Origin of the sequence: Aeromonas sp. 159, assembly GCF_963862045.1 — a bacterium.
In the GTDB taxonomy this organism is placed as follows: domain Bacteria; phylum Pseudomonadota; class Gammaproteobacteria; order Enterobacterales; family Aeromonadaceae; genus Aeromonas; species Aeromonas veronii.
Genome location: NZ_CAWLMI010000066.1, coordinates 39709 through 58765, shown reverse-complemented (window position 1 = coordinate 58765; position 19057 = coordinate 39709). Strand labels below are relative to the sequence as shown.

Sequence of the window (19057 nt, the reverse complement as noted above, 5' to 3'; positions counted from 1 at the left end):
CGAGCCCTTTTCTAGCAACTCGGCTCACAGGCTCATATCGACTCATCTCAGCATCAACAAGCAACACCATGACTCAACAACCATTATCCTTGCCGCCAGCCATGCCGCTGTTTGACAGCCTTATCTATCTGGAAGCTGGCAATCCGCAGGTCAATCAGTACCTTGCCAACCTCAGCCTCAATGATGTGCCCGATGCCGGGCTGGTTTACGAACTGGCGGTTGATTGGCTGCTGGAGCAGCGCAACAGCGAAAACAACTACAAAACCTATCGCAGCGAACTGACCACTTTTTTGCACTGGTGCTTTCGCGAGGCGGCCATCAGCCCGAAAGATCTCACTCGCCGCATCATGATCCGCTATCTCGACTACTGTCAGTCCCCCCCTGGCGAGTTGATCGCCTATCGCAACGTGGCGCAGTTTGTCCTCGACAAGGAGTGGGGAGAGCGGTTGCCCAATCCGCAATGGCGACCGTTTCTCGGCAAGCGGGAGCTGGGCCGCACCTTGCCCTATCGCCTGAGCGAGCAGGCGATGAAGACCAAGCTCGCCATCCTGTCGGCCTTCTTCCAGTTCCTGATCCAGGAGGAGTACATGGACAGGAATCCCGCTCTGCTACTGCAGCGGGTCAAACGGCCGCAACAGCTGGAGGCCGATGATCAGGTGCAGGCCTTCAGCGAGTTGCAGTGGTCATACGTGATGCAGGCTGCCGATACCCTTGCCAACGACCATCCGGAGCAACACGAGCGCAGCCGTTTTCTCACCATTCTGATGTACGCCTGCTATCTGCGGATCTCTGAGGTTGCAGCCCGGCCGGGCTTTACCCCTGTGATGGGGCAGTTCAGGCGGGATCGCAAAACCGGCGTCTGGGGCTACTTTATTCCGCAAAGCAAAGGGGGCAAACGGCGTACCGTAGCGGTATCCCAAGCGCTGCTGGCGGCACTCGAGCGCTACCGCCGTTTCCTCGGTCTCTCTCCCTTGCCGACACCGGATGAACAGACGCCACTGTTCGTTCGTCATAAAGCGGCAGCCCACGGCCGCGAGCAGGGGGAGATCAACGCCAACCTCGGCATTCGCCAGTTACGGGATTTGATCATGGTGATCATCGGTAAAGGCGCAGAATTGGCAGAGCAGGATGGATTTGTCCAGGATGCGGCCGAAATGCGGCAACTCTCTCCCCATGCGATCCGCCACACCGGGATCACCCATGACATCAACCTGCATGGGCGGCCGCTTTCCCATGTACAGGCCGATGCAGGACATGACAGCATCGACACCACTTCGAAATACCTGCACACCAGCCACAGTGAACGACATGAGAGCGCCCAGCAAAAGCCGCTGGACCGACTGAACCAACAAGTGAGAGATAACGTTCGCAAAAGCTAACGAACAACGTGACATTACCCTGATTTGTATTGACTGCTCTTAGAGCACAGAATGGCTTGTTTGGGATGTCATAGAAGTTGGTGCAGCGATGTTGTACTTCTCTGGATGGCAATCGGTTCAGGGAATATTTGTGGCTCACATGGATGATTAAGAATAGGCACCTTCTCATCTGCGGCATACATATTTATCGCGTAACAGAGAAGCAAAAAAACAAAATTGCTTGCTGAAACACCGAGACCACCCGATGCCGAAAGCTAAGTAACATGCCGGAAGCAATCATATTCGGATTGAACAGCGCCTTGTTATCACACTTGCATATCCAGTCATCATTGGTGATATTGATGTCAATATTAACGAGAAGCCAAGGAGCGGATATGCAAGTGGCAGTGGTGGAAAAGACCTTCAGGATCGTTGGCAAAGGGTCGCTCATGGCCCAGTTCACCTTTATCTCTTCAGGCACACTGCATATCTGGTTTCCGGATGTGGGCCTGCAGATGGAGGCCCACTGCAAAGAGTTGCGTATCGAAGATTGCACCATTATCTATACCAATGGCCTCCATCATGGCCAGCCCAGAGCACTCTGGTCCTTAACCCTCCATCCCGACGATATGAACGAGCTCAAACGCATATTGCAGCAGTTTAACAGCAACCTCTACTTGACCTGCCAGCCACCCACATTGGCCATCGCCAAACGTGCCTTGAATATGAATTGACCCGACTTCCAAAAAAGTCGCAATCATGCCAGCCACAACAATAAGCTGTGAGGATTAAGGGGAGGGGAATCTATCGCGATAGTCGGCATTTTTATGGCTGTTTTACAAGAAGGAGTATCAATATTTCCAGAGAGAGACCTCTCAAGTAGGGGACAGATATTTCCAAGAATATTCACGGTAATGACGATAGTTATAACGGTGAAAATCAAACATAACGCTCAATAAGTGAGGGGGATTCCGCACAACGGATTGATTTAATAGTGAACTCTTGTCTCAAAATGGGACATTTGTGGTTTCAGAATATCGACTAAGGGGAGGGGACATAGTTCCAAGAGATGTTAGGGTACAGCTAAATGAGCAGTTGGTTGAACTCGCCAATTCCTATTGCCAACACTATGGCTCCAAGCACGATGCATTGTCTGCTTTAGGTGAGGATCTTCTTCGTTTGGCAGATCAAGGTGTCCATGATGGTTCTTCGTCATGGATCGCATTAATACAGGAGTTGTGTCGCCGTAGTGGTTAAATCCACTCAACGTTATCTCTCACATAGATGCCGATAAATGGGGTTATCGGCATCTCCATGCTATTGATCACTTGAATCATTTTTTTTCCAGCTCCATCTTAACTTGGCCTATTTACTTCTTCATGGAGAAACTTCGAAATGACATACAGCATTGGCGATGTAGTTTATTTGAACAGTGGTGGCCCTTACATGACAGTCACCTATGTAGATGCTTTGGATAATGAACTGCGTTGTAAGTGGTTCTTTAATGGTCAAGAGAATCAGGGCATTTATCCATCTGCAGCAGTTAGCCTGCGACCTGAACCCAAGAACGAGCCGGCAAACGAAGCAGGTTCAGTCAAATTGTGGGATTGACCCACAAACGTATCGCCGAATACTGAAAAGATATTCTCAAATTTCCTTTCCGTAATCTGGACCCCAATCCATTTCACTAAGTGACGTGGCATTGGGGTCACACTGTGCCAGCAGTTATTCCAGTGTGTAGCGCGGTTGGCCACGCAGTTTGGCGCGAGCACGCTCCACATCATCAAACGCCGCAGTCAGCAGCGCCGGATCACCATCTTCAAGAGCTGCCTGCAGATAAGCAACCATATCGGCCTCGGTGGCCAGGCAGTCAACCGCATCAAAGCGGCTCCATTGTTCGGTTCTCTTCATTCCGTCCTCCCGCACCCTTCATTGCGCATAATGCGACGTTTTGTTAAATGCCCATCCGAAACCCGCCGATAAGCCAATCCACGCAATTTTGCTGGTTTATCAGGTATTTACTTGGATGGAACGAGAGTTGACCAAAAACTTCATTTTTCGATGGTTTGAGTGCGGTTTATCAATTGAAGAAACGGCCAATCTTTGTTTTGTTTCTGTGAGGCAGGTCACATATTGGGATAAAGGCAAAGAGATCCCACCTGTCTATAAACGGCTAATGCGTATGGCTTCAGGGAGAGAACTGCCCACAATTTGGAAAGACTGGGAAGGTTGGCGAATGATGAATGATTGCCTTGTATCACCAACAGGTGTGAGATTCGACAGACGCAGGATAGAGGCGATTGCCATCATCCAGGTGGAGCGATCCGAACGGCAAATGGCTGCTTTCTATTGGAGAAAGAAACTTGGCGTAATGTGAGCTTGGGGGCTACGGCCCCCATTTATTTATCATCCGCCGAAGCGCAATAAGCAATGCACTTCGTTGCTGCGTGACAGTGACGACATTGAATGAACCAAGACCCGCCCGATGCTCCATAAGCCTCCAAAAGATCTTCACCCTCTAACACCTTCGAACACTGATGCGCACCATCCACATCTTCATAACCAGAACACTTAACGGATAGAAAGGGTTTAAGAATCAATTTCTGCTCTACAGATAGACTATCAAAGCCAAACCGAATTGAACGATGAGCCAAGGCAACAACCATCGGGCTAGCATTCTTGAGAAGGTCAAAACTAAACAAATGACATAGTATTTTTAAGGTTGTATCCATAAGAATCCCTCTTGTTATCAATGGCTTTACCACAACCAGAAACTATACTGTCAACTGTGTCAATTATAATCAACAACTATCATTAAGATGGGTTGATAGAAAAAACATATGTCGGCGCGTAGCGCCGCAAAAGCTGGAGGCTGCGCCCCCCGCGCTTTAGTAAGAACGCCCCTGCACTAAACACTCGCCCGAGTAAGCCTTAGCCGAGTGGTTGCCCGTATGGCCCCACCATCGAGTGGTCAAGGGCAGAACGGGAAGGGGCGGGGGGTAGACGGTAGGGGTAGAGGGAAGGGGTAGTATTCCCCCCGTATTACTACACGGGGGGCCCAACCAAAGAGACAAAGACGGCGAAAGACCTTGAGAGCGGCTTGTCTACGACAGGAGGATAAGGCTGTCACCACCCGCGCCCTACAGCCTACAGGGTCTCGTCCTCGCTGCGCTCCTTCCTCAACCCTTACGACTGGTCGCTCTGACTGGGGCATTAAAGATCGGTTTGGCAGGGAAGGGGGTGATCCAGTCTCTCGGGTAGATGGGCGTGTTCCGCCGCGAGGCTTTTGGAGGTCAAATGGACAGCAGAGGGCGGCTTGTAGGGGCTACCGCCCCTATTCTCTGTTTACAATCACACTCTGCTAAAATCAATCAGCCGAGCATCCATAAGCGCCATCACAACATGCATCTGGCCATTATGTTTTTTTTCAGGATTATCAGTTTTTTGTACAACGGTATGCCAAAGCTTGTTTGCTTTATAATTAAAATTTGTATTCTTTAAAATACGAACGGCCTCTACTGCATAGCGGGCATTCTTTCCCAGCCCATCAGCGTCAAAAACAACCGGTTTAGATTTGCAAACATAACCCATATCACATAAACCAATAAATGCATTCCTTGGACAACCCTTGTCACGAGATGATGCACTTAGATCCTTAACTGCTGCATCCCAAGCCTCTCGCGGCATAGTACCACAACTCACCAAGCCAGCGGCCTCGACTGCAGCAATACCATATACTGTCTTATTCATTCCCATAACCCTCAGAGTTAGTAAATCTCAAAATTTTATAGTGCCCATATTGGCAAACCCATTCAAGATAAACCCAGCTGGAAACTTATTTAACATAAAAAATGCAGTGACGCAGTTATGTAATTTATGTCCGGTCATCACTTGGTTTGTTTTTGGTATCACCGCCAGCAAAGAGGGCAGCATTGTATTTACGGCGCAGGGCGTCACCTTCTGGATCACAATAAACGTCAACAGGCTTACCCTGATACTTCACCACAGCATGGCAAGCGCTCATAGCGTCCACGCTGGCCAGTTGATCCGGCCAGTCGTCACTGTAAACGGGTTGCACATCGTCACCCTTGCGCAGGGCAAAGCAATACTCGACCCGATATGATCCCCGTTCATCCTTTACCAACACATGGCAACTGATGATCAGCTTATGCCCTGCAAACGGCCCTACAGAAAGAACCCCGCTATCAGACGCAACAGGAGCGCCGCTAGGACGTACCCCAGCAGTGGGCGAAGCACCCACCGCCCCAGTAGTCGCAGCAGCGGTAGGAGAGGGCGCAGAGGCCTTACTAGGCTTATCAATAAATTCCGGCTTGATGAGGCCAAAATAGAGACAGAATCCAATAACACCCAGAAAAAACAGAATTTTAGGATCTCGCAGAATCGAGCTACCCGCGATTGTATCCGTGACTTGGCCTGTTGTAGTTGAGTCGTAGAGCTTGAAAACATAGTTGGGCACCTTGTTGAATGGCTTGGCCTGCAGAACATCGGACATGGATGCGCCGCTGTTGTCCGCCAGATGCAAGACCGTTTTATAGCGCTTCCCAAAGCCCAATATCTTCATGTTGGTGTGTCTGATCGCCGTCTCTGACGCGGCCCTGATCACGGCGTGAACCTTCTTGATGTTCGGGGTAGTAAAAACGAAATCCCAGTTGTGGTGACGGTGCATATCAAAGGCAACGTCTATGGTTTCCGGTCGCCCGTCAGCCTTGGCGACTTCTGGCCCACCCGGATAATCGAGTCGGTCTAAGTCGCTCTGACGCCATGCAGGCGGAAAGATCCGCTGCACTTCATCGACCAGAAAGAACACCCCCTTCGGTGCCCAGTGGTAGAAGCGGGCCAAGTGGTCGCGGCCCTCTTGGGCTTCCGTGTCGATGTAAGTCACCTTGAACTCATCGGGCACAGCCTTACCCAGTACCTCTTTGCAGCGTTCGGCGGTGAACCCGCGAACGTTGGTGATGATGTGGCGGCCTGCCTTGATGGCGGGGATCACATCGGTGTGGATAGCCCCTGATGATTTGTAAGAGCCTGGCGCGCCGTGGTGGATCTTGATGGACATTTACCACCCCATGATGTTCAGCAGGAAGCGGGTAACGAAGGCTTGCGTCAGGATGGCTAACCCCTTATCCAGATGGATAAAGAGCAGCATCGAGCGGAAGTCGGCGGGGAGGGCATTAAAGGATTGGGAGATCATTTCACTAAAGTGAACGTTCACCAAAATTTGCTTGGCAACGTCCCATGTGAAGGTGAGCATAAACAATTTAAACTCTACCCATTGCACCGCCATTCTGATTGCCAGCCATGCACCGAACTGCACAGCCAGTTGATATATATCGTTGAAGAACGAATTAAAGAACTCACCAAGCCATTCCATGACGTGTTACCTCTTAAATACAATTGCGAACGCAATGAAGTAGAAAATAAACATCATCAGCGCGGCGATGATGTTCCAATATTCTTTTGCAGGTGGACAAACCCGATAGTCTTTTCCGCCATAAGTGAAAAAGTCGAAGCACTCGATAACCCCAGCAGAGCCGGAAAGCTGAAAATCAAAAATATCCCTGACTTCATCGCCAATATCTTTGTATTTGTCAGAGATAGCCTTGTTTGCTTCATCCAGTTTCTTTTGAATGGCTGCCACATCAAAGAAACAGTCATTACCAGAACATGCAGAAGAATACTTAGCCTCTTTCACAGAAAGCGGGTTGTCCCCAGAGCCTGGCAGCTTGGAGTAATCAATACTGGAACCATCACCACCAGAGCCACCGCCAGCCTCGCCGGATGCCAGCTGACGCTGCAACTCATAGAAAGCCTGCAACAGATCACCAGAATTATTGGCAGTCGTGCCGCCAGTTCTGCTTATATTGTCGTTGATAGCCTCAAGCATATTGAACAGCTGTTCTTGATTGGGCGAACCAGTAGTGCCGCCAGTAGAACCACCGCCCGTTGAGCCACCACCAGAAGAACCTGACGACATTTGCTCCATCAGCTGACGTATGGCGTAAACATTACCGGCCATGCCATTACGACCTAAAGCACCTTCAATAGCAGCCAAATGGCCTTTAACATCGCTCATCTTGAAATCTATGTTATTCAAAGAGCCATAACGCATGGAATCCAAAGTGCCAAAAAGTTTGTCCTCGAATTCCTTTGATAAATTGCCACCTGTACCAGTCGCACCTGAAGCAGCCCCAGAGGAAGAATCAAGTTTACTGATCTTCTCTAAATAATCATTGGATGTATTAATACGCCCCATGATATCCATGAGAGTATTTTTTGAATAAAATGTTTCGTTAGCTGTTCGTTCAAGATGATAAAGCGCAGTTTTCATATCCCGAGAAAATGACTCGGCACTATGAGCAATAGAATTAAGATTGCCAGAATCCTGTTTAGAACCTTCAACAACCTGACGCAGAGCAACACCAAGGTTTTTATTTAGTTTGGCAACGGCCCCCGAAACAGATGTTCCGGTGGCATCACCAATCACAGGTTCAAAGTCAAGCCAACCAGAAATAGGCTTAGTGCCGGAAGCACCTTCATCTGGCGTATTGCCACTGCCATCTGAATCACCGTTGCCACTACCATTCTCGGTAATACTGCAAGCCGTTCCGGTAGTCTCTACTGGCCCCTTGGTATTTGCCAGCGGCAACTCTACACACACTCCATTACAAGCAACCAAACAGCCACCAAGCTGAGAGCCTTCAAATTTAAGACAAACAGGCAATGGAGTTGCCATCGTGACGTTACCCAATTGCACACCGACAGGACAACCCGCAATTGCAAATGCCGCCGATGGAAATAACAGTAAAAGCCAACCTAAGCGCACACAGCCCCCAATATAAAAAAGGCGACCGGAGCCGCCTTAAATAGAGAAGGATGTTCGCCATCCCTCGACAAAGAACAAAAACCAGAGTGTCCCGATAAGCAGGGACATGGTTTAGGCTTTACGGATCAGGGAAATAACGATACCTGTAGCGGTCACCAGTGCGACTACCAGCAACACCTTGGGAGAGGTGTTAGTGACGTCAGCTTGCGCGGCTTCCATTGCCTTGGCTGCGGCATCAGAGAGGCCAGTACCACCTTCGGCCATAGCAGCATTAGCAGACAGACCACACACAGCCGCAATGCAAGCATTACGGAACAAGCCTGATACTTTTTTCATTATTTTATCCTCGTTTTGCACCAACAATTACACGGGCAATTGCGCCCAATTTTACGCCCAAGACCCAGACAGCAAGGCCAGAGCCAAAGGCAATCCCCACAGTGGATATATCGAACTGGAACCAGTTTGATATATCCGTGAGTCTGGAATGCTCCTGAACAGTCAGGAGCACATATTTACAAGCATCCCCCTCGGATAATCGAGCATATCCCTCGGAGGTAATATCTAGACAAAGCATTATCGCGCCCTCGTCGTCGCTCGCTGCGCGCTCTCGCTCCTCCTCCTCGGTGCGCGGCGGTTATACCGGCTTTTTGTTAGGCTGGAAGCCAACAACCACATTTCGGGTCGGATTCTGGGGATCTGCTTCAAGCACAAGATCAATGGCGACCAGCTTGGGGCAGTCGGCCATTTCCTTGATAGTCGCCGCATCATTACGAAGGGCCAGTTGGCGAACTTCATAACCCCATGAGTGGATATTGCACTCGGGTTTGTTGACGTTATTTGCCGGAGCCAAATATTCCACTTGCGCGAAATCATAAGGGACAGGAGCGCCAGATTTACGGGACACACCATAACCATGAGTAACACGAGTTACCAAAACACCAGTGAGCAGGGACATAATATTTACCTCGTTGAAGAACCTGATTTATAGGTCAAACTAAACAATGCTCACCCGATATAAACTCGGGTGGTAGCGGCATTCTTAACCGCGCTGGAATATCATCCTCTTTAAGATGCGCTGTTAATTGGTGAACAATCGTTTCAGGGGCGAGCCCCTCAACACTTGCTAACCAATTAACAAGGCGGCCCGCCATCCGAGACATATGGAAAACTGCATTGTCCCGACTGGTCTTGAACTTGTTTTTAAAAGTGGTCACACGTACCGGAACAGATTCCGACTGCTTAATAGCATCAAGCCATTTGGCAAATTGCGGATACATCCCAGCAAAATAAGGGTCAGGGTTAATCAGCACATCGAGCGGTATTATCCGGTCTTTATTGTGTAACTCGCCTTCGGCGCGTACCCAATTTGGGTTCTCTGCCGATTGCATTTGTTTACCCTTTTCGTATACCCGAGCACATTTACCGTTGATCCGGCTGCCCACATAAAAAGAGCAACCTTTTGTCGGTGCCATGCCAAACCGCTTTACGATGCCCTTGGCAATCTCGGATATAACGAACTCACCGGATTCGATTTTCATCCACGCCGGAGCACGGCCCCGCTCTGGGTGAAACTCGCCAGCCTGAGCGCCATCAATGGCCCCTTGATAACTGATCACCTCACCGCTGTAGTCATCGAGCGCCAAATCCACCCGAGTGATGCGAACCGATGGAATGTGAGAGATAACAGAGTGCAAAGCCTGCATATCGAGGGCGGCACAACCCACGCCGGAAAAACTCACCATGCAACCGTGGTTGGCAGCACCCCAACCAATCAGGCCACAGGGGAGGCCATCACACAGCAGGTCGGCCGAGTTGGCGTAACCATGCAGACCGGAGCGGCGAGGGCGCATAGTGAAACGAGGCTCAGGGATAGGCACCCCGATCTTGGTGTTCAGTTCTTCCAGCCACAGCTCGATCTCGGAACAGCAGAGGGCATCGAGAAATTGCACCCCGTAGCAGTCGATCAAATCGTTGTAGGCTTCCCAATACTTGGCACCCTCGACCACCTCGAACTGGGAGAACTTGAGCAGGGATGCGCAGACAGCTTTCAGCTCTTTGCGCATGTCGGCCCGAGAACGGTAGTTAGAGTGCAAGGCCCGCTCCATCATTTCGGTCATGGAAGGGGTAAAGACGGGGGCAGGGGACTTGACCACACCCTTTAGGCTCAACCGCTCGGTGGCCTTGTCGTACACACGGGCCGCAGTAGGGGCAGGGGTTGCGCCCAACCGCTGCGCCTTATCACAGAGCCGCTCTGACACCTTGTCGAAGTGGGTGAGGGGAGCGAAACCAACCGGACGCTTCCACAGGTAACGCAAACCCTCGACAGCAGGCTCAGAGAACGCCGCTTGCAGGGCTTTTACCTTGGTGTCAAAGCGCGGGATAGCCTTCAAGAGCGCACCTTGTTTGGCAAGCTCGGTCATCTGGCGCAACTCGGTCGGCGCCCAGGTGAAGGACAGATAATCGATCAGGGTTTTGGTGCCGATAACGCTATTTATCGGCATCACGGAATTATGACCAGTCATCGAAAAAGACTCCCTGATCATAGAAACCTTGCCATGTGTCCTCGGTCACTTCGACCAGCTCGAACACGGTATCGGGGTACGTCATGGACAGATAGACCCGCAGCTCATGCAGATCCCGAAACATCTCAACCTGACCCGCGACACAGGCGGAGAGATCGCCGGTCGGTTCAGCCTGCCAATAGACCTTGCGCTCTATGAGCGCAGGCAGATCTTGGTTTTGTGGGCTAGAGTAGGTCATAGATCAATCACTTGATTAGGTTGGCAAGTGGCATTTGATCAATTTCGCAAGTAAGTTTCAACGGGCTTTTTTAGGCCAAAAATGGTTATGATACGGCCATTGATAAAGTGAGGAGTTAAGAAAAATGGACTCTAAATCGTTGATCGAGGCTTACATGAGAGCCAAAAAATTCACCCAGTTTCAGGAAGTCGCCGCTGACTTGGGTTTCACGCAATCTCACATATCACGCTTCACCAGAGGCAAAGCGCAACTCACTGATGCAACAGCAAAAAAGATTGCCGAGGCTGTCGGCCTTGATGTCAAAGAAGTAATGCTAAGTCTCGCAGCAGCCAGAGAAGAAGATCCCGAGCTAAAACGCGCTTGGTATGACATTTTAGCGAAGTACACAAAAGGTACAGGCACGGCTGTAGCCCTTGCGGTTGCTATGTTCCTGACCCCCAGCCACGGGCCAGACAACACTGCGCATAATGTATATTATGTTAAATGGAATATCTTGTTTCCTGTCACCACTTATTGAACTGTGTATAATGGCAACAATTGATCCTATCTTCGACCGGATGTCTTAAGTGGCTGAATTAACATCAGAACAATTAAAACCCGCTTTTGCGATTGAACAGTTCCCCAAGCTCAGCGAGCTTGAACCTATCCCCTTTGCTGCGCTGCAACCCAGAGCCATTTCCGGCATCAAACGTCTTGCCAGTTTTGATGGTGACTGTCCGGTCATGCTGCTCAACGGGTTCCCCGGCGCAGATTACGAAGGCGTTTGCCAAACGTTGATTGCCGACTCCAATGGCAAGGATGGTGACCTGTTTGATCTCTGCTACACCGAGAATCTGAACAACCCCTACAAGCCTATCTGGCTGCGCCTGCAACCGGGCACCGGCGTCGAGTTTTGCGAAATGGTTGGCGAGCTGCTCAAGCTGTTGAGCCACCATCTCGATGCCGAACGCATCGTGACCCGCATCATGCGCAAGCAGAACAATGATCCGAAAATCGATGATTTCCTCTCCGATCTGGCGGCTCACGTGGCATTGGGTCTGGAGTTCCAGCACCCCATTCTGATCAACCTGCTGATCCACCACGAAGCGCAGGAAGCGCCGGTGATTTATGGCCGTGATCTCAACTGGGATACCCTGTTTGGCTCCATCAATTACCAGACAGAGCAAGGCTCTGTCTATGCCAACCAGCATCTTTTGGAGCCTGGCTTGCTGCGCGAAGCCAACGGCGGTTACCTCATTTTGCAACTGGATGAGCTGCTGGATCAGCCGCATCTCTGGTTCAAACTGAAAAATGCCATGCAAAAAGGCGAGCTGGACTGGAACGCCTATCAGGAAGGGAAAACCCTGACCCCCTTCTTCGCGCCTGAAGCAACCCCTATCAAGCTCAAGCTGATCCTGGTCGGTGACCGACTGGACGTGGCCGAGTTCCAGATGCTGGATCGGGATATGTCCGAACGCATCTTCCTGCGCGCGGATCTGGTGTCAGAGGTGAATATTGAAGAGGATCTGCAGGAATTTCTGCAGTACCTGGCCTGGCTGCGCCAGCGCTGGAGCCTGCTGGACTTCACGCCAGCCGCCCTCGCCGCCCTTTGTCGTCATGCCAGCCGCCTCTGTGACCATCAGGAGTGGTTGTCGCTCTCCGAAGTGCAACTCTCTGCCATCATGCGGATGGCTGACAGTCTGGCCCGGGAGCTGGGATCCGATGTGGTCACCGACGAGCATATCCGTGGCGCCTTGGAGGAGCAGGATTACCGCCTCAACTATCTGGTTGAGCAGTCCGACCAAGGGGTTATCGACGGCCAGATCCTGCTGCAAACCGATGGCGAAGAGATTGGGCAGATCAACGGCCTGTCTGTCATTCAGGTCTCCGGTCACCCTTATGACTTCGGCGAGCCGGTGCGCCTCACCGCTACCGTACACCTTGGTGATGGCGATGTGGCGGATATCGAGCGCAAAGCGGAGCTGGCCGGTCATATCCACGCCAAGGCGATGATGATTATCCACGGCTATCTCTCCAACAAATTTGGTGCAGAGAACCCCTCCCCCCTGTCGGCGAATCTGGTGTTCGAGCAGTCTTACCACGAAATTGATGGCGACAGTGCCTCACTGACCGGCTTGTGTGCCCTGCTCTCTGCCCTCGCCCGCCAGCCTATCTATCAGCACTTCGCCGTGACCGGTGCGGTCGATCAGTTTGGCAATGTGCAGGCCGTTGGTGGCGTTAACGAGAAGATTGAAGGCTTCTTCCGGGTGTGCAAAATCCACGGCATCACCGGCAAGCAAGGGATCATTTTGCCGGGCACCAACATCCAGCAGCTGAACCTCTCTGACGAGGTGATTACAGCGGTTGAAGCAGGCCAGTTCCACATCCACCCGGTGGATCATGTGGAAGAGGCCATCGAGTTGCTGACTGGCTGTGTCGCCGGTGAGCCTGATATGCCCGATACCCTGTTTGGCCGTATTCAGGAGCGGTTGGACGAGTTGAACGGCTCCACTGCCAAAGTCGGACTGCTGCGATCCCTGCTGGGGCGCCTGTTTGGCCGCTGATGAAGTGATCGGAGTTGTTTAGCGAACAACTGTAAGCTAAATTGGCCCAGCTTTGACCCATTTGAAGGAAATACCGCGTGACCGTAGACAATACCACCATGGAAGCCCGCCTTTCCCTGTGCGAACAGGGCAAGAACTCTTTTACCCGTGAAGAGCTGCTGGCTTGCAGCCGTGGCGAACTGTTTGGTGAGGGTAACAGTCAGCTGCCTGCCCCCAACATGTTGATGATGGACCGCATCGTCAAGATCAATGACAACGGCGGCGAACACGGCAAGGGCGAGATCCTGGCTGAGCTCGACATTACTCCGGATCTCTGGTTCTTCGATTGCCACTTCCCGGGTGATCCTGTGATGCCTGGCTGTCTCGGTCTGGACGCCATGTGGCAGCTGGTTGGCTTCTTCCTTGGCTGGAAAGGCGGCCCGGGCAAGGGTCGTGCTCTGGGCGTAGGTGAAGTGAAATTCACCGGCCAGATCCTGCCGACTGCCAAGAAAGTGACCTACAAGATCACCTTCAAGCGCGTCATCAATCGCAAGCTGGTGATGGGGATTGCTGATGGAGTGGTCGAAGTCGACGGCCGTCCGATCTACAGCGCCACCGACCTGAAAGTGGGCCTGTTCAAAGATACCACCGCATTCTGATCTCTCTGATTGGTGGTAAAACAGCATTAACGCAAAGGGGCCACAACGGCCCCTTTCCTTTTGTAATGAGTGATGAAGTAGCGGCTACTTCATGAAGAGGCCTGAGCCCCGCCCTTCCATGGCGTCACGCCAACCACCAAGCCAATGCCCTCGGGCATCCAGGCATTGATACGGACACGCTTCTTTCTGTTTGCCGACCACGCCAGCCTGATAACCACGAGCACGAGCTCTTTCCAGACGGTCCCGCTTCTGTCTCTTCATCATCTACGACCCTCTTCGTGGAACAAAAAAAGCGACCAATTCTGCATCGGTCGCTTTCATCTTTACTCCTGCGAACGCACTCGGTCAAACAAAAACTTCCACCCTAACCGGGCTATGTGACACAAGGCACTGAACTGGATTAAGTTTTAATTACAGGGAACTTACTCCTGATTTTTGAGTCCTTCCAGCTCTTCCCAGCGAGCAAATGCCTGCTCCAGCGCGGCTTCAGCGGCATTGAGCGCATCCAGTTTCGGCTGGGTTTTATCTGCCGGCAGCGAGAAGAACCCAGGCTGGTTGATCTCGCTTTGCAGCGCATCCAGCTCGGCTTCCAGCTGCTCAAGACGAGCAGGCAACCCTTCCAGTTCAAGCTGCAGCTTGTAGGAGAGCTTCTTGCTTTTCTTCGGCGCTTCTGGCGCGGCGGCAACGACCGGCTCGGGCGCCTTGACCGGTGCACTCCTGGCCTGTTGCTGGGCATTCTGCTGTTCGCGGGTCGCCATCATATCGGCGTAACCACCCACGTAATCGCTGATGCGGCCATCCCCCTCAAACAGCCAGCAGCCGGTCACTGTGTTGTCGATGAAGCGACGATCGTGACTGACCAGCAGCAGGGTGCCGGGGTAGTCGGAAAGCAGCTCTTCCAGCAGCTCCAGAGTCTCGACGTCGAGGTCGTTGGTCGGTTCATCGAGGATCAGCAGGTTGCTGGGCTTGAGGAACAGCTTGGCCAGCAGCAGACGGTTTTTCTCGCCACCGGAGAGAGCCTTGACCGGTGTACGGGCCCGCTTGGGCTCGAACAGGAAGTCCTGCAGGTAGCCGAGGATGTGGCGGGAGCGACCGCGCACCATCACCTCCTGCTTGCCCTCCCCGACGTTGTCCACCACCGTCTGCTCGGGATCGAGCTGTTCGCGGTACTGATCGAAGTAGGCCACCTCCAGATTGGTGCCCCCCTTGACGGTGCCACGGGTCGGCTCAAGCTGCCCCAGCAACAGCTTGATCAGGGTCGATTTGCCGCAGCCATTGGGGCCGACCAGCGCAATCTTGTCGCCGCGCAGCACTTGCAGATCGAGCCCCTTGAACAGGGTGCGATCGCCAAAGTCCAACCCCAGCCCTTCGGTCTCGAACACCAGCTTGCCGGAGCGATTGACCTCGTCCAGTTGCAGCTTGGCCTTGCCCTGCAGCTCGCGGCGCTGGCTGCGCTCCATGCGCATTGCCTCAAGGGCGCGCACCCGACCTTCGTTACGGGTACGGCGAGCCTTGATCCCCTGACGCACCCACACCTCTTCCTGGGCCAGTTTGCGGTCGAACTCGGCATTTTTCAGCTCTTCGACCCGCAGCCACTCCTCTTTTCCCTGCAGATACTCGTCGTAGTTACCCGGCCAGGAGGTGATGGCGCCGCGATCGAGATCGATGATCCGGGTCGCCAGCTTGTGGATGAACTCCCGATCGTGAGAGATAAAGACGATGGCGCCGCGAAAATCCTTAAGGAAATCTTCCAGCCAGTTGATGGCTTCGATATCCAGGTGGTTGGTCGGCTCATCGAGCAGCAGCAAGTCGGGATCGCAAGCCAGCGCGCGAGCCAGCGCCACTTTGCGCAGCCAGCCACCGGAGAGGCTGTCGAGGGTCACGTCAGGATCCAGCCCCAGCAGGGTCAACACCTGACTGATGCGGGTCTCGAACTGCCAGCCGTTCTGATAGTCGAGCTGCTCTTGCAACTCGCTCATCTTGCGAATGTTGGCATCTGACGGATCATGCGCCAGTTCCATGGAGATATGGTGGTACTGCTTGAGCAGTTCCCCCACCCCCGCCAGCCCTTCGGCGGCATAGTCAAATACCGTCAGCTCGCTGGAAGCAGGCGGATCCTGCTCAAGGCGGGTCACTTTCAAATCTTGCTGCAGCACCAGGCGGCCGTCGTCCAGCGGCAATTCGCTGGCAATGACCTTCATCAGGGTGGACTTGCCCGCCCCGTTGCGGCCAACCAGACAGAGGCGCTCACCTCGCTCGATGGTCAGTTCGGCATTGTCGAGCAGCGGGAAATCACTGAACGACAGACATGCGCCGTGCAATGTTAAAAGAGCCATGTGTGTTCCTTATTTCATATGAAAAAAAACGGGCAGCAGACTGGGTCTGCCCCCGTTTTATCGTCAAATCACTCTCACCCCTGACGGGCGGCCCAGCTTTTGAGCTCGGCCAGTGTGAAGGGCCAACCGAGCTCGCGGCCTGCTTCGTCACGCAGCACCGGTATGCGCACCCGATAGGCGGCAAGCCACTTCTCATCATCCATGATGTCGCACTGGCGGGTGGTAGCGACAAGGCCTGCCTCCTCCACCAGCGCCCAGGCCTGCTCGCACAGGTGGCAACCGTCGGTATGAAACAGGGTCAGCATCACGCCTCGCCTTGCTCCGGCGCATGGGTGATGATCCAGCAGTTGTGGATGTGCTGGTTACGTTCGAAATCCTTCGGTCGCGTCTTCTGGGTGATGTTCTGGGCCTTGAGACCAGTGGCCTCTAGACCGGCCAGATCCATCTTGAAGTGACGCTTGTTGTTGGAGAAGACCAGAGTGCCGTCCGCCGCCAGCAGGCGCTTCAGGTGCTGCATCAGCAACAGGTGATCGCGCTGCACGTCGAAGCTCTCATCCATCCGCTTGGAGTTGGAGAAGGTGGGCGGATCGATGAAGATGAGGTCGTACTGTTCATCGGCTTCAGACAACCACTTCAGGCAATCAGCCTGGACAAACTTGTGCTGACGGCCCACCAGCGAGTTGAGACGCATGTTGTCCTGCGCCCAGTTCAGGTAGGTGTGAGACATGTCGACTGTGGTGGTTTCGCTGGCACCGCCAAGACCTGCGTGCACGGTGGCACTGCCGGTGTAGGCAAACAGGTTCAGGAAGCGCTTGCCCTTTGCCATCTGACCCAGCATGCGGCGAGTCTGACGGTGGTCGAGGAACAGGCCGGTATCGAGATAGTCGTAGAGGTTGACCCACAGACGGGCACCGTACTCCTGCACTTCCATCCGGTGCTGCTCTTCAGAGAGCTTCTGATACTGCTGTTTGCCTTCCTGACGCTCGCGCACCTTCAGGATCACCTTCTCGCCATCCATGCCGGTCACCTTGATGGCGGCCTGCACCATGTCGAGCAGACGCTGACGGGTCTTCTGGGCGGGGATATCCTTGGGCGCCGCGTACTCCTGCACCACCAAGTAGTCCTGATAGCGGTCGATGGCGGCGTTGTACTCAGGCAGATCGGCGTCGTAGAGACGGTAGCAGTCGAGATTCTCTTTCTTGGCCCACTTCTCGAGCGCTTTCAGATTCTTGCGCAGACGGTTGGCAAAGTCCTGCGCCACCTCTTTTTGCGAGGCGACGGCATCGAGCGCGATCTGGTAGTTGCGCAGCTGACACTCGAGAGCGCCGTTGAACAGGCGATATTGCTTGTCGGCGCGCAGGCGCAGACAGCTGAGCAGCTCGGGTGATGCGGACAGAATGGAGACTCTCCACCCCTGGAAGCTGCGACGCAGAGCATCGCCCAGCGCCTGATGCACTTCCAACAGCGCCGGGAACTCGCCAAGACGCTCCCCATAAGGCGGGTTGGAGATAAGCATGCCGACCTGGCGGGCCTCCCCTTGACCTTCTTCCCCTTCAACAGGGGCAGGCATCGGCAGCGGGTTTTCCAGCTTGGTGACATCGGCCTGCTTGAAGGTGATGAGATGGGCCACACCGGCCGCTTTGGCATTGTCGCGAGCTTTGAGCAGCACGCGCTGGTCGGCATCACAGCCAAACAGCTTCACTTCGCAACGTTGCATGCCGCGTTTGGCACGCACTTGCGCTTCCATCATCAGGCTCTGCCACAGTTCGCTATCGTGCTGCAGCCAGCGATCGAAACCGAAGCGCTCGCGGCGCAGCGCAGGCGCCATGTCGGCGGCAATAAAGGCCGCTTCAATCAGCAAGGTACCGGAACCGCACATCGGGTCCATCATGGGCTCACCGGCCCAGCCACTACGGGCAATCATGGCGCAGGCCAGGTTCTCTTTGAGGGGGGCTTCACCGGTGCCTTGACGATAGAAACGCTGGTGCAACGCCGGGCCTGACAAGTCCAGCGTGATATTGGCCTTGCCCTTGCCCAGGTGCGCCATGATACGGATATCCGGCGACTTCTTGTCCACGTCCGGACGCACGTGACCGCGCTTGGTGAAGCGGTCGACGATGGCATCCTTGATCTTCAGCGCGCCATATTGGGTATTGCGAATGGCAGGGTTGGTACCGGTAAAGTCCACCGCGATGGTAGAGGTACCGGAGAAGTGCTCTTCCCAGGGAATGGTGTGGGCGCCCAGATAGAGATCCAGATCGTCGTTCATCTGGAATTCGGAGAGCACCAGCACGATACGGGAGGCAAAACGGCTCCACAGGCAGGCCTTGTAGCCAATCGCCAGTTCGCCTTTGAAATGGACGCCAGCCACGGTCTCACGGACCTGCTCTGCGCCAAGATTGGTCAGCTCATCGGCCAACAGGTTTTCCAGCCCCTTGGGGCAGGTTGCAAAAAATTCTTTCATCACGCTCACGGGGAACCCATAAAAATAGTGCCGTATTATACCTCATCAGGCGGGCTGGAGCATGCAAAAGTCGGCGCAAACAGCAGGATGGAAACAGATTGATAGGTGGCGAAA

Annotated in this window: 21 protein-coding genes; 7 read left to right on the top strand and 14 right to left on the bottom strand. The window is 53.4% G+C overall.

Annotated elements, in window-relative coordinates; translation table 11 throughout:
• The first annotated feature begins 101 nt into the window (after positions 1-101).
• The 3 genes from AACR14_RS12340 (at position 102) to AACR14_RS12330 (ending at position 2969) form a co-directional block, all read left to right on the top strand.
• Entirely contained in the window at positions 102-1379 is a 1278-nt protein-coding gene (locus AACR14_RS12340; protein ID WP_019446395.1) for a tyrosine-type recombinase/integrase, read from the top strand.
• Positions 1380-1753: 374 nt separating this feature from the next.
• Positions 1754-2092, top strand: a complete 339-nt coding sequence (locus AACR14_RS12335) for a hypothetical protein (RefSeq protein WP_005333109.1) — start codon at positions 1754-1756, stop codon at positions 2090-2092.
• A gap of 661 nt (positions 2093-2753) precedes the next feature.
• The gene (locus tag AACR14_RS12330) at positions 2754-2969 is read left to right on the top strand and encodes a YodC family protein (protein ID WP_080764885.1); all 216 of its coding nucleotides are present in this window, start codon (positions 2754-2756) and stop codon (positions 2967-2969) included.
• A gap of 114 nt (positions 2970-3083) precedes the next feature.
• Here AACR14_RS12330 and AACR14_RS12325 read toward each other — a convergent pair whose 3' ends face one another.
• Positions 3084-3269: a helix-turn-helix domain-containing transcriptional regulator gene (locus tag AACR14_RS12325; protein ID WP_019446394.1), complete on the bottom strand. Its 186-nt coding sequence runs from the start codon at positions 3267-3269 to the stop codon at positions 3084-3086.
• Between the two features lie 115 nt (positions 3270-3384).
• On the opposite strand from AACR14_RS12325, the gene AACR14_RS12320 reads away from it, so the two are divergent.
• Complete coding sequence (locus tag AACR14_RS12320) at positions 3385-3735, top strand: DUF3653 domain-containing protein (RefSeq protein ID WP_019446393.1); 351 nt, start codon at positions 3385-3387, stop codon at positions 3733-3735.
• Positions 3736-3757: 22 nt separating this feature from the next.
• Here AACR14_RS12320 and AACR14_RS12315 read toward each other — a convergent pair whose 3' ends face one another.
• The 9 genes from AACR14_RS12315 to AACR14_RS12275 all read right to left on the bottom strand — a co-directional run bounded on the left by AACR14_RS12315 (position 3758) and on the right by AACR14_RS12275 (position 10962).
• Positions 3758-4090, bottom strand: a complete 333-nt coding sequence (locus AACR14_RS12315; protein ID WP_156808826.1) for a hypothetical protein — start codon at positions 4088-4090, stop codon at positions 3758-3760.
• Between the two features lie 619 nt (positions 4091-4709).
• Positions 4710-5108 (bottom strand): DUF6979 family protein, encoded by a 399-nt coding sequence (locus AACR14_RS12310; RefSeq protein WP_156808825.1) that lies wholly within the window; start codon positions 5106-5108, stop codon positions 4710-4712.
• A gap of 124 nt (positions 5109-5232) precedes the next feature.
• On the bottom strand, positions 5233-6435 hold the full coding sequence (locus tag AACR14_RS12305) for a zonular occludens toxin family protein (protein WP_019446391.1): 1203 nt from the start codon (positions 6433-6435) through the stop codon (positions 5233-5235).
• Positions 6436-6750: a DUF2523 family protein gene (locus tag AACR14_RS12300; protein WP_019446390.1), complete on the bottom strand. Its 315-nt coding sequence runs from the start codon at positions 6748-6750 to the stop codon at positions 6436-6438. It lies immediately after the preceding gene.
• 6 nt (positions 6751-6756) lie between these two features.
• Positions 6757-8202 (bottom strand): hypothetical protein, encoded by a 1446-nt coding sequence (locus tag AACR14_RS12295; protein ID WP_156808824.1) that lies wholly within the window; start codon positions 8200-8202, stop codon positions 6757-6759.
• 111 nt (positions 8203-8313) lie between these two features.
• A complete protein-coding gene (locus tag AACR14_RS12290; RefSeq protein WP_019446388.1) occupies positions 8314-8538 on the bottom strand; it encodes a hypothetical protein in 225 nt (74 codons plus the stop codon).
• Positions 8539-8836: 298 nt separating this feature from the next.
• The gene (locus AACR14_RS12285; protein WP_023583768.1) at positions 8837-9157 is read right to left on the bottom strand and encodes a hypothetical protein; all 321 of its coding nucleotides are present in this window, start codon (positions 9155-9157) and stop codon (positions 8837-8839) included.
• 34 nt (positions 9158-9191) lie between these two features.
• A complete protein-coding gene (locus AACR14_RS12280) occupies positions 9192-10724 on the bottom strand; it encodes a replication initiation factor domain-containing protein (RefSeq protein WP_026035069.1) in 1533 nt (510 codons plus the stop codon).
• Positions 10711-10962 carry a hypothetical protein gene (locus tag AACR14_RS12275; protein WP_019446385.1) on the bottom strand — a complete coding sequence of 84 codons (252 nt, stop codon included), beginning with the start codon at positions 10960-10962 and terminating at the stop codon, positions 10711-10713. Before AACR14_RS12275 ends, AACR14_RS12280 begins: the two co-directional genes overlap by 14 nt.
• Positions 10963-11086: 124 nt before the next feature.
• Between AACR14_RS12275 and AACR14_RS12270 the strand changes: the two genes are divergently transcribed.
• The 3 genes from AACR14_RS12270 (at position 11087) to fabA (ending at position 14143) form a co-directional block, all read left to right on the top strand.
• A complete protein-coding gene (locus AACR14_RS12270) occupies positions 11087-11479 on the top strand; it encodes a helix-turn-helix domain-containing protein (RefSeq protein WP_026035068.1) in 393 nt (130 codons plus the stop codon).
• A 49-nt stretch (positions 11480-11528) separates the two neighbouring features.
• Positions 11529-13505 (top strand): Lon protease family protein, encoded by a 1977-nt coding sequence (locus AACR14_RS12265; RefSeq protein WP_019446384.1) that lies wholly within the window; start codon positions 11529-11531, stop codon positions 13503-13505.
• A 77-nt stretch (positions 13506-13582) separates the two neighbouring features.
• On the top strand, positions 13583-14143 hold the full coding sequence (gene fabA, locus AACR14_RS12260) for a 3-hydroxyacyl-[acyl-carrier-protein] dehydratase FabA (protein ID WP_005336586.1): 561 nt from the start codon (positions 13583-13585) through the stop codon (positions 14141-14143).
• A gap of 84 nt (positions 14144-14227) precedes the next feature.
• Here the strand turns inward: fabA and rmf are convergent, their stop codons facing one another.
• The 4 genes from rmf to rlmKL all read right to left on the bottom strand — a co-directional run bounded on the left by rmf (position 14228) and on the right by rlmKL (position 18979).
• Entirely contained in the window at positions 14228-14407 is a 180-nt protein-coding gene (rmf, locus tag AACR14_RS12255; RefSeq protein WP_005315693.1) for a ribosome modulation factor, read from the bottom strand.
• A gap of 158 nt (positions 14408-14565) precedes the next feature.
• Entirely contained in the window at positions 14566-16479 is a 1914-nt protein-coding gene (gene uup / locus AACR14_RS12250; RefSeq protein ID WP_019446383.1) for an ATP-binding cassette ATPase Uup, read from the bottom strand.
• A 74-nt stretch (positions 16480-16553) separates the two neighbouring features.
• Entirely contained in the window at positions 16554-16784 is a 231-nt protein-coding gene (locus tag AACR14_RS12245) for a glutaredoxin family protein (RefSeq protein ID WP_019446382.1), read from the bottom strand.
• On the bottom strand, positions 16784-18979 hold the full coding sequence (gene rlmKL, locus AACR14_RS12240; RefSeq protein WP_026035067.1) for a bifunctional 23S rRNA (guanine(2069)-N(7))-methyltransferase RlmK/23S rRNA (guanine(2445)-N(2))-methyltransferase RlmL: 2196 nt from the start codon (positions 18977-18979) through the stop codon (positions 16784-16786). Before rlmKL ends, AACR14_RS12245 begins: the two co-directional genes overlap by 1 nt.
• Positions 18980-19057 lie beyond the last annotated feature (78 nt).

What these genes read in the sequence shown, in the direction of transcription:
- AACR14_RS12270 (WP_026035068.1), top strand. Translation starts at nt 11,087, where the DNA reads ATGGACTCTAAATCGTTGATCGAGGCTTACATGAGAGCCAAAAAATTC.
- AACR14_RS12245 (WP_019446382.1), bottom strand. Translation starts at nt 16,784, where the DNA reads ATGCTGACCCTGTTTCATACCGACGGTTGCCACCTGTGCGAGCAGGCC.
- AACR14_RS12280 (WP_026035069.1), bottom strand. Translation starts at nt 10,724, where the DNA reads ATGACTGGTCATAATTCCGTGATGCCGATAAATAGCGTTATCGGCACC.
- AACR14_RS12330 (WP_080764885.1), top strand. Translation starts at nt 2,754, where the DNA reads ATGACATACAGCATTGGCGATGTAGTTTATTTGAACAGTGGTGGCCCT.
- AACR14_RS12315 (WP_156808826.1), bottom strand. Translation starts at nt 4,090, where the DNA reads ATGGATACAACCTTAAAAATACTATGTCATTTGTTTAGTTTTGACCTT.
- AACR14_RS12340 (WP_019446395.1), top strand. Translation starts at nt 102, where the DNA reads ATGCCGCTGTTTGACAGCCTTATCTATCTGGAAGCTGGCAATCCGCAG.
- AACR14_RS12290 (WP_019446388.1), bottom strand. Translation starts at nt 8,538, where the DNA reads ATGAAAAAAGTATCAGGCTTGTTCCGTAATGCTTGCATTGCGGCTGTG.
- uup (WP_019446383.1), bottom strand. Translation starts at nt 16,479, where the DNA reads ATGGCTCTTTTAACATTGCACGGCGCATGTCTGTCGTTCAGTGATTTC.
- AACR14_RS12285 (WP_023583768.1), bottom strand. Translation starts at nt 9,157, where the DNA reads ATGTCCCTGCTCACTGGTGTTTTGGTAACTCGTGTTACTCATGGTTAT.
- AACR14_RS12320 (WP_019446393.1), top strand. Translation starts at nt 3,385, where the DNA reads ATGGAACGAGAGTTGACCAAAAACTTCATTTTTCGATGGTTTGAGTGC.
- AACR14_RS12310 (WP_156808825.1), bottom strand. Translation starts at nt 5,108, where the DNA reads ATGAATAAGACAGTATATGGTATTGCTGCAGTCGAGGCCGCTGGCTTG.
- AACR14_RS12335 (WP_005333109.1), top strand. Translation starts at nt 1,754, where the DNA reads ATGCAAGTGGCAGTGGTGGAAAAGACCTTCAGGATCGTTGGCAAAGGG.
- AACR14_RS12305 (WP_019446391.1), bottom strand. Translation starts at nt 6,435, where the DNA reads ATGTCCATCAAGATCCACCACGGCGCGCCAGGCTCTTACAAATCATCA.
- AACR14_RS12300 (WP_019446390.1), bottom strand. Translation starts at nt 6,750, where the DNA reads ATGGAATGGCTTGGTGAGTTCTTTAATTCGTTCTTCAACGATATATAT.
- rmf (WP_005315693.1), bottom strand. Translation starts at nt 14,407, where the DNA reads ATGATGAAGAGACAGAAGCGGGACCGTCTGGAAAGAGCTCGTGCTCGT.
- AACR14_RS12325 (WP_019446394.1), bottom strand. Translation starts at nt 3,269, where the DNA reads ATGAAGAGAACCGAACAATGGAGCCGCTTTGATGCGGTTGACTGCCTG.
- AACR14_RS12275 (WP_019446385.1), bottom strand. Translation starts at nt 10,962, where the DNA reads ATGACCTACTCTAGCCCACAAAACCAAGATCTGCCTGCGCTCATAGAG.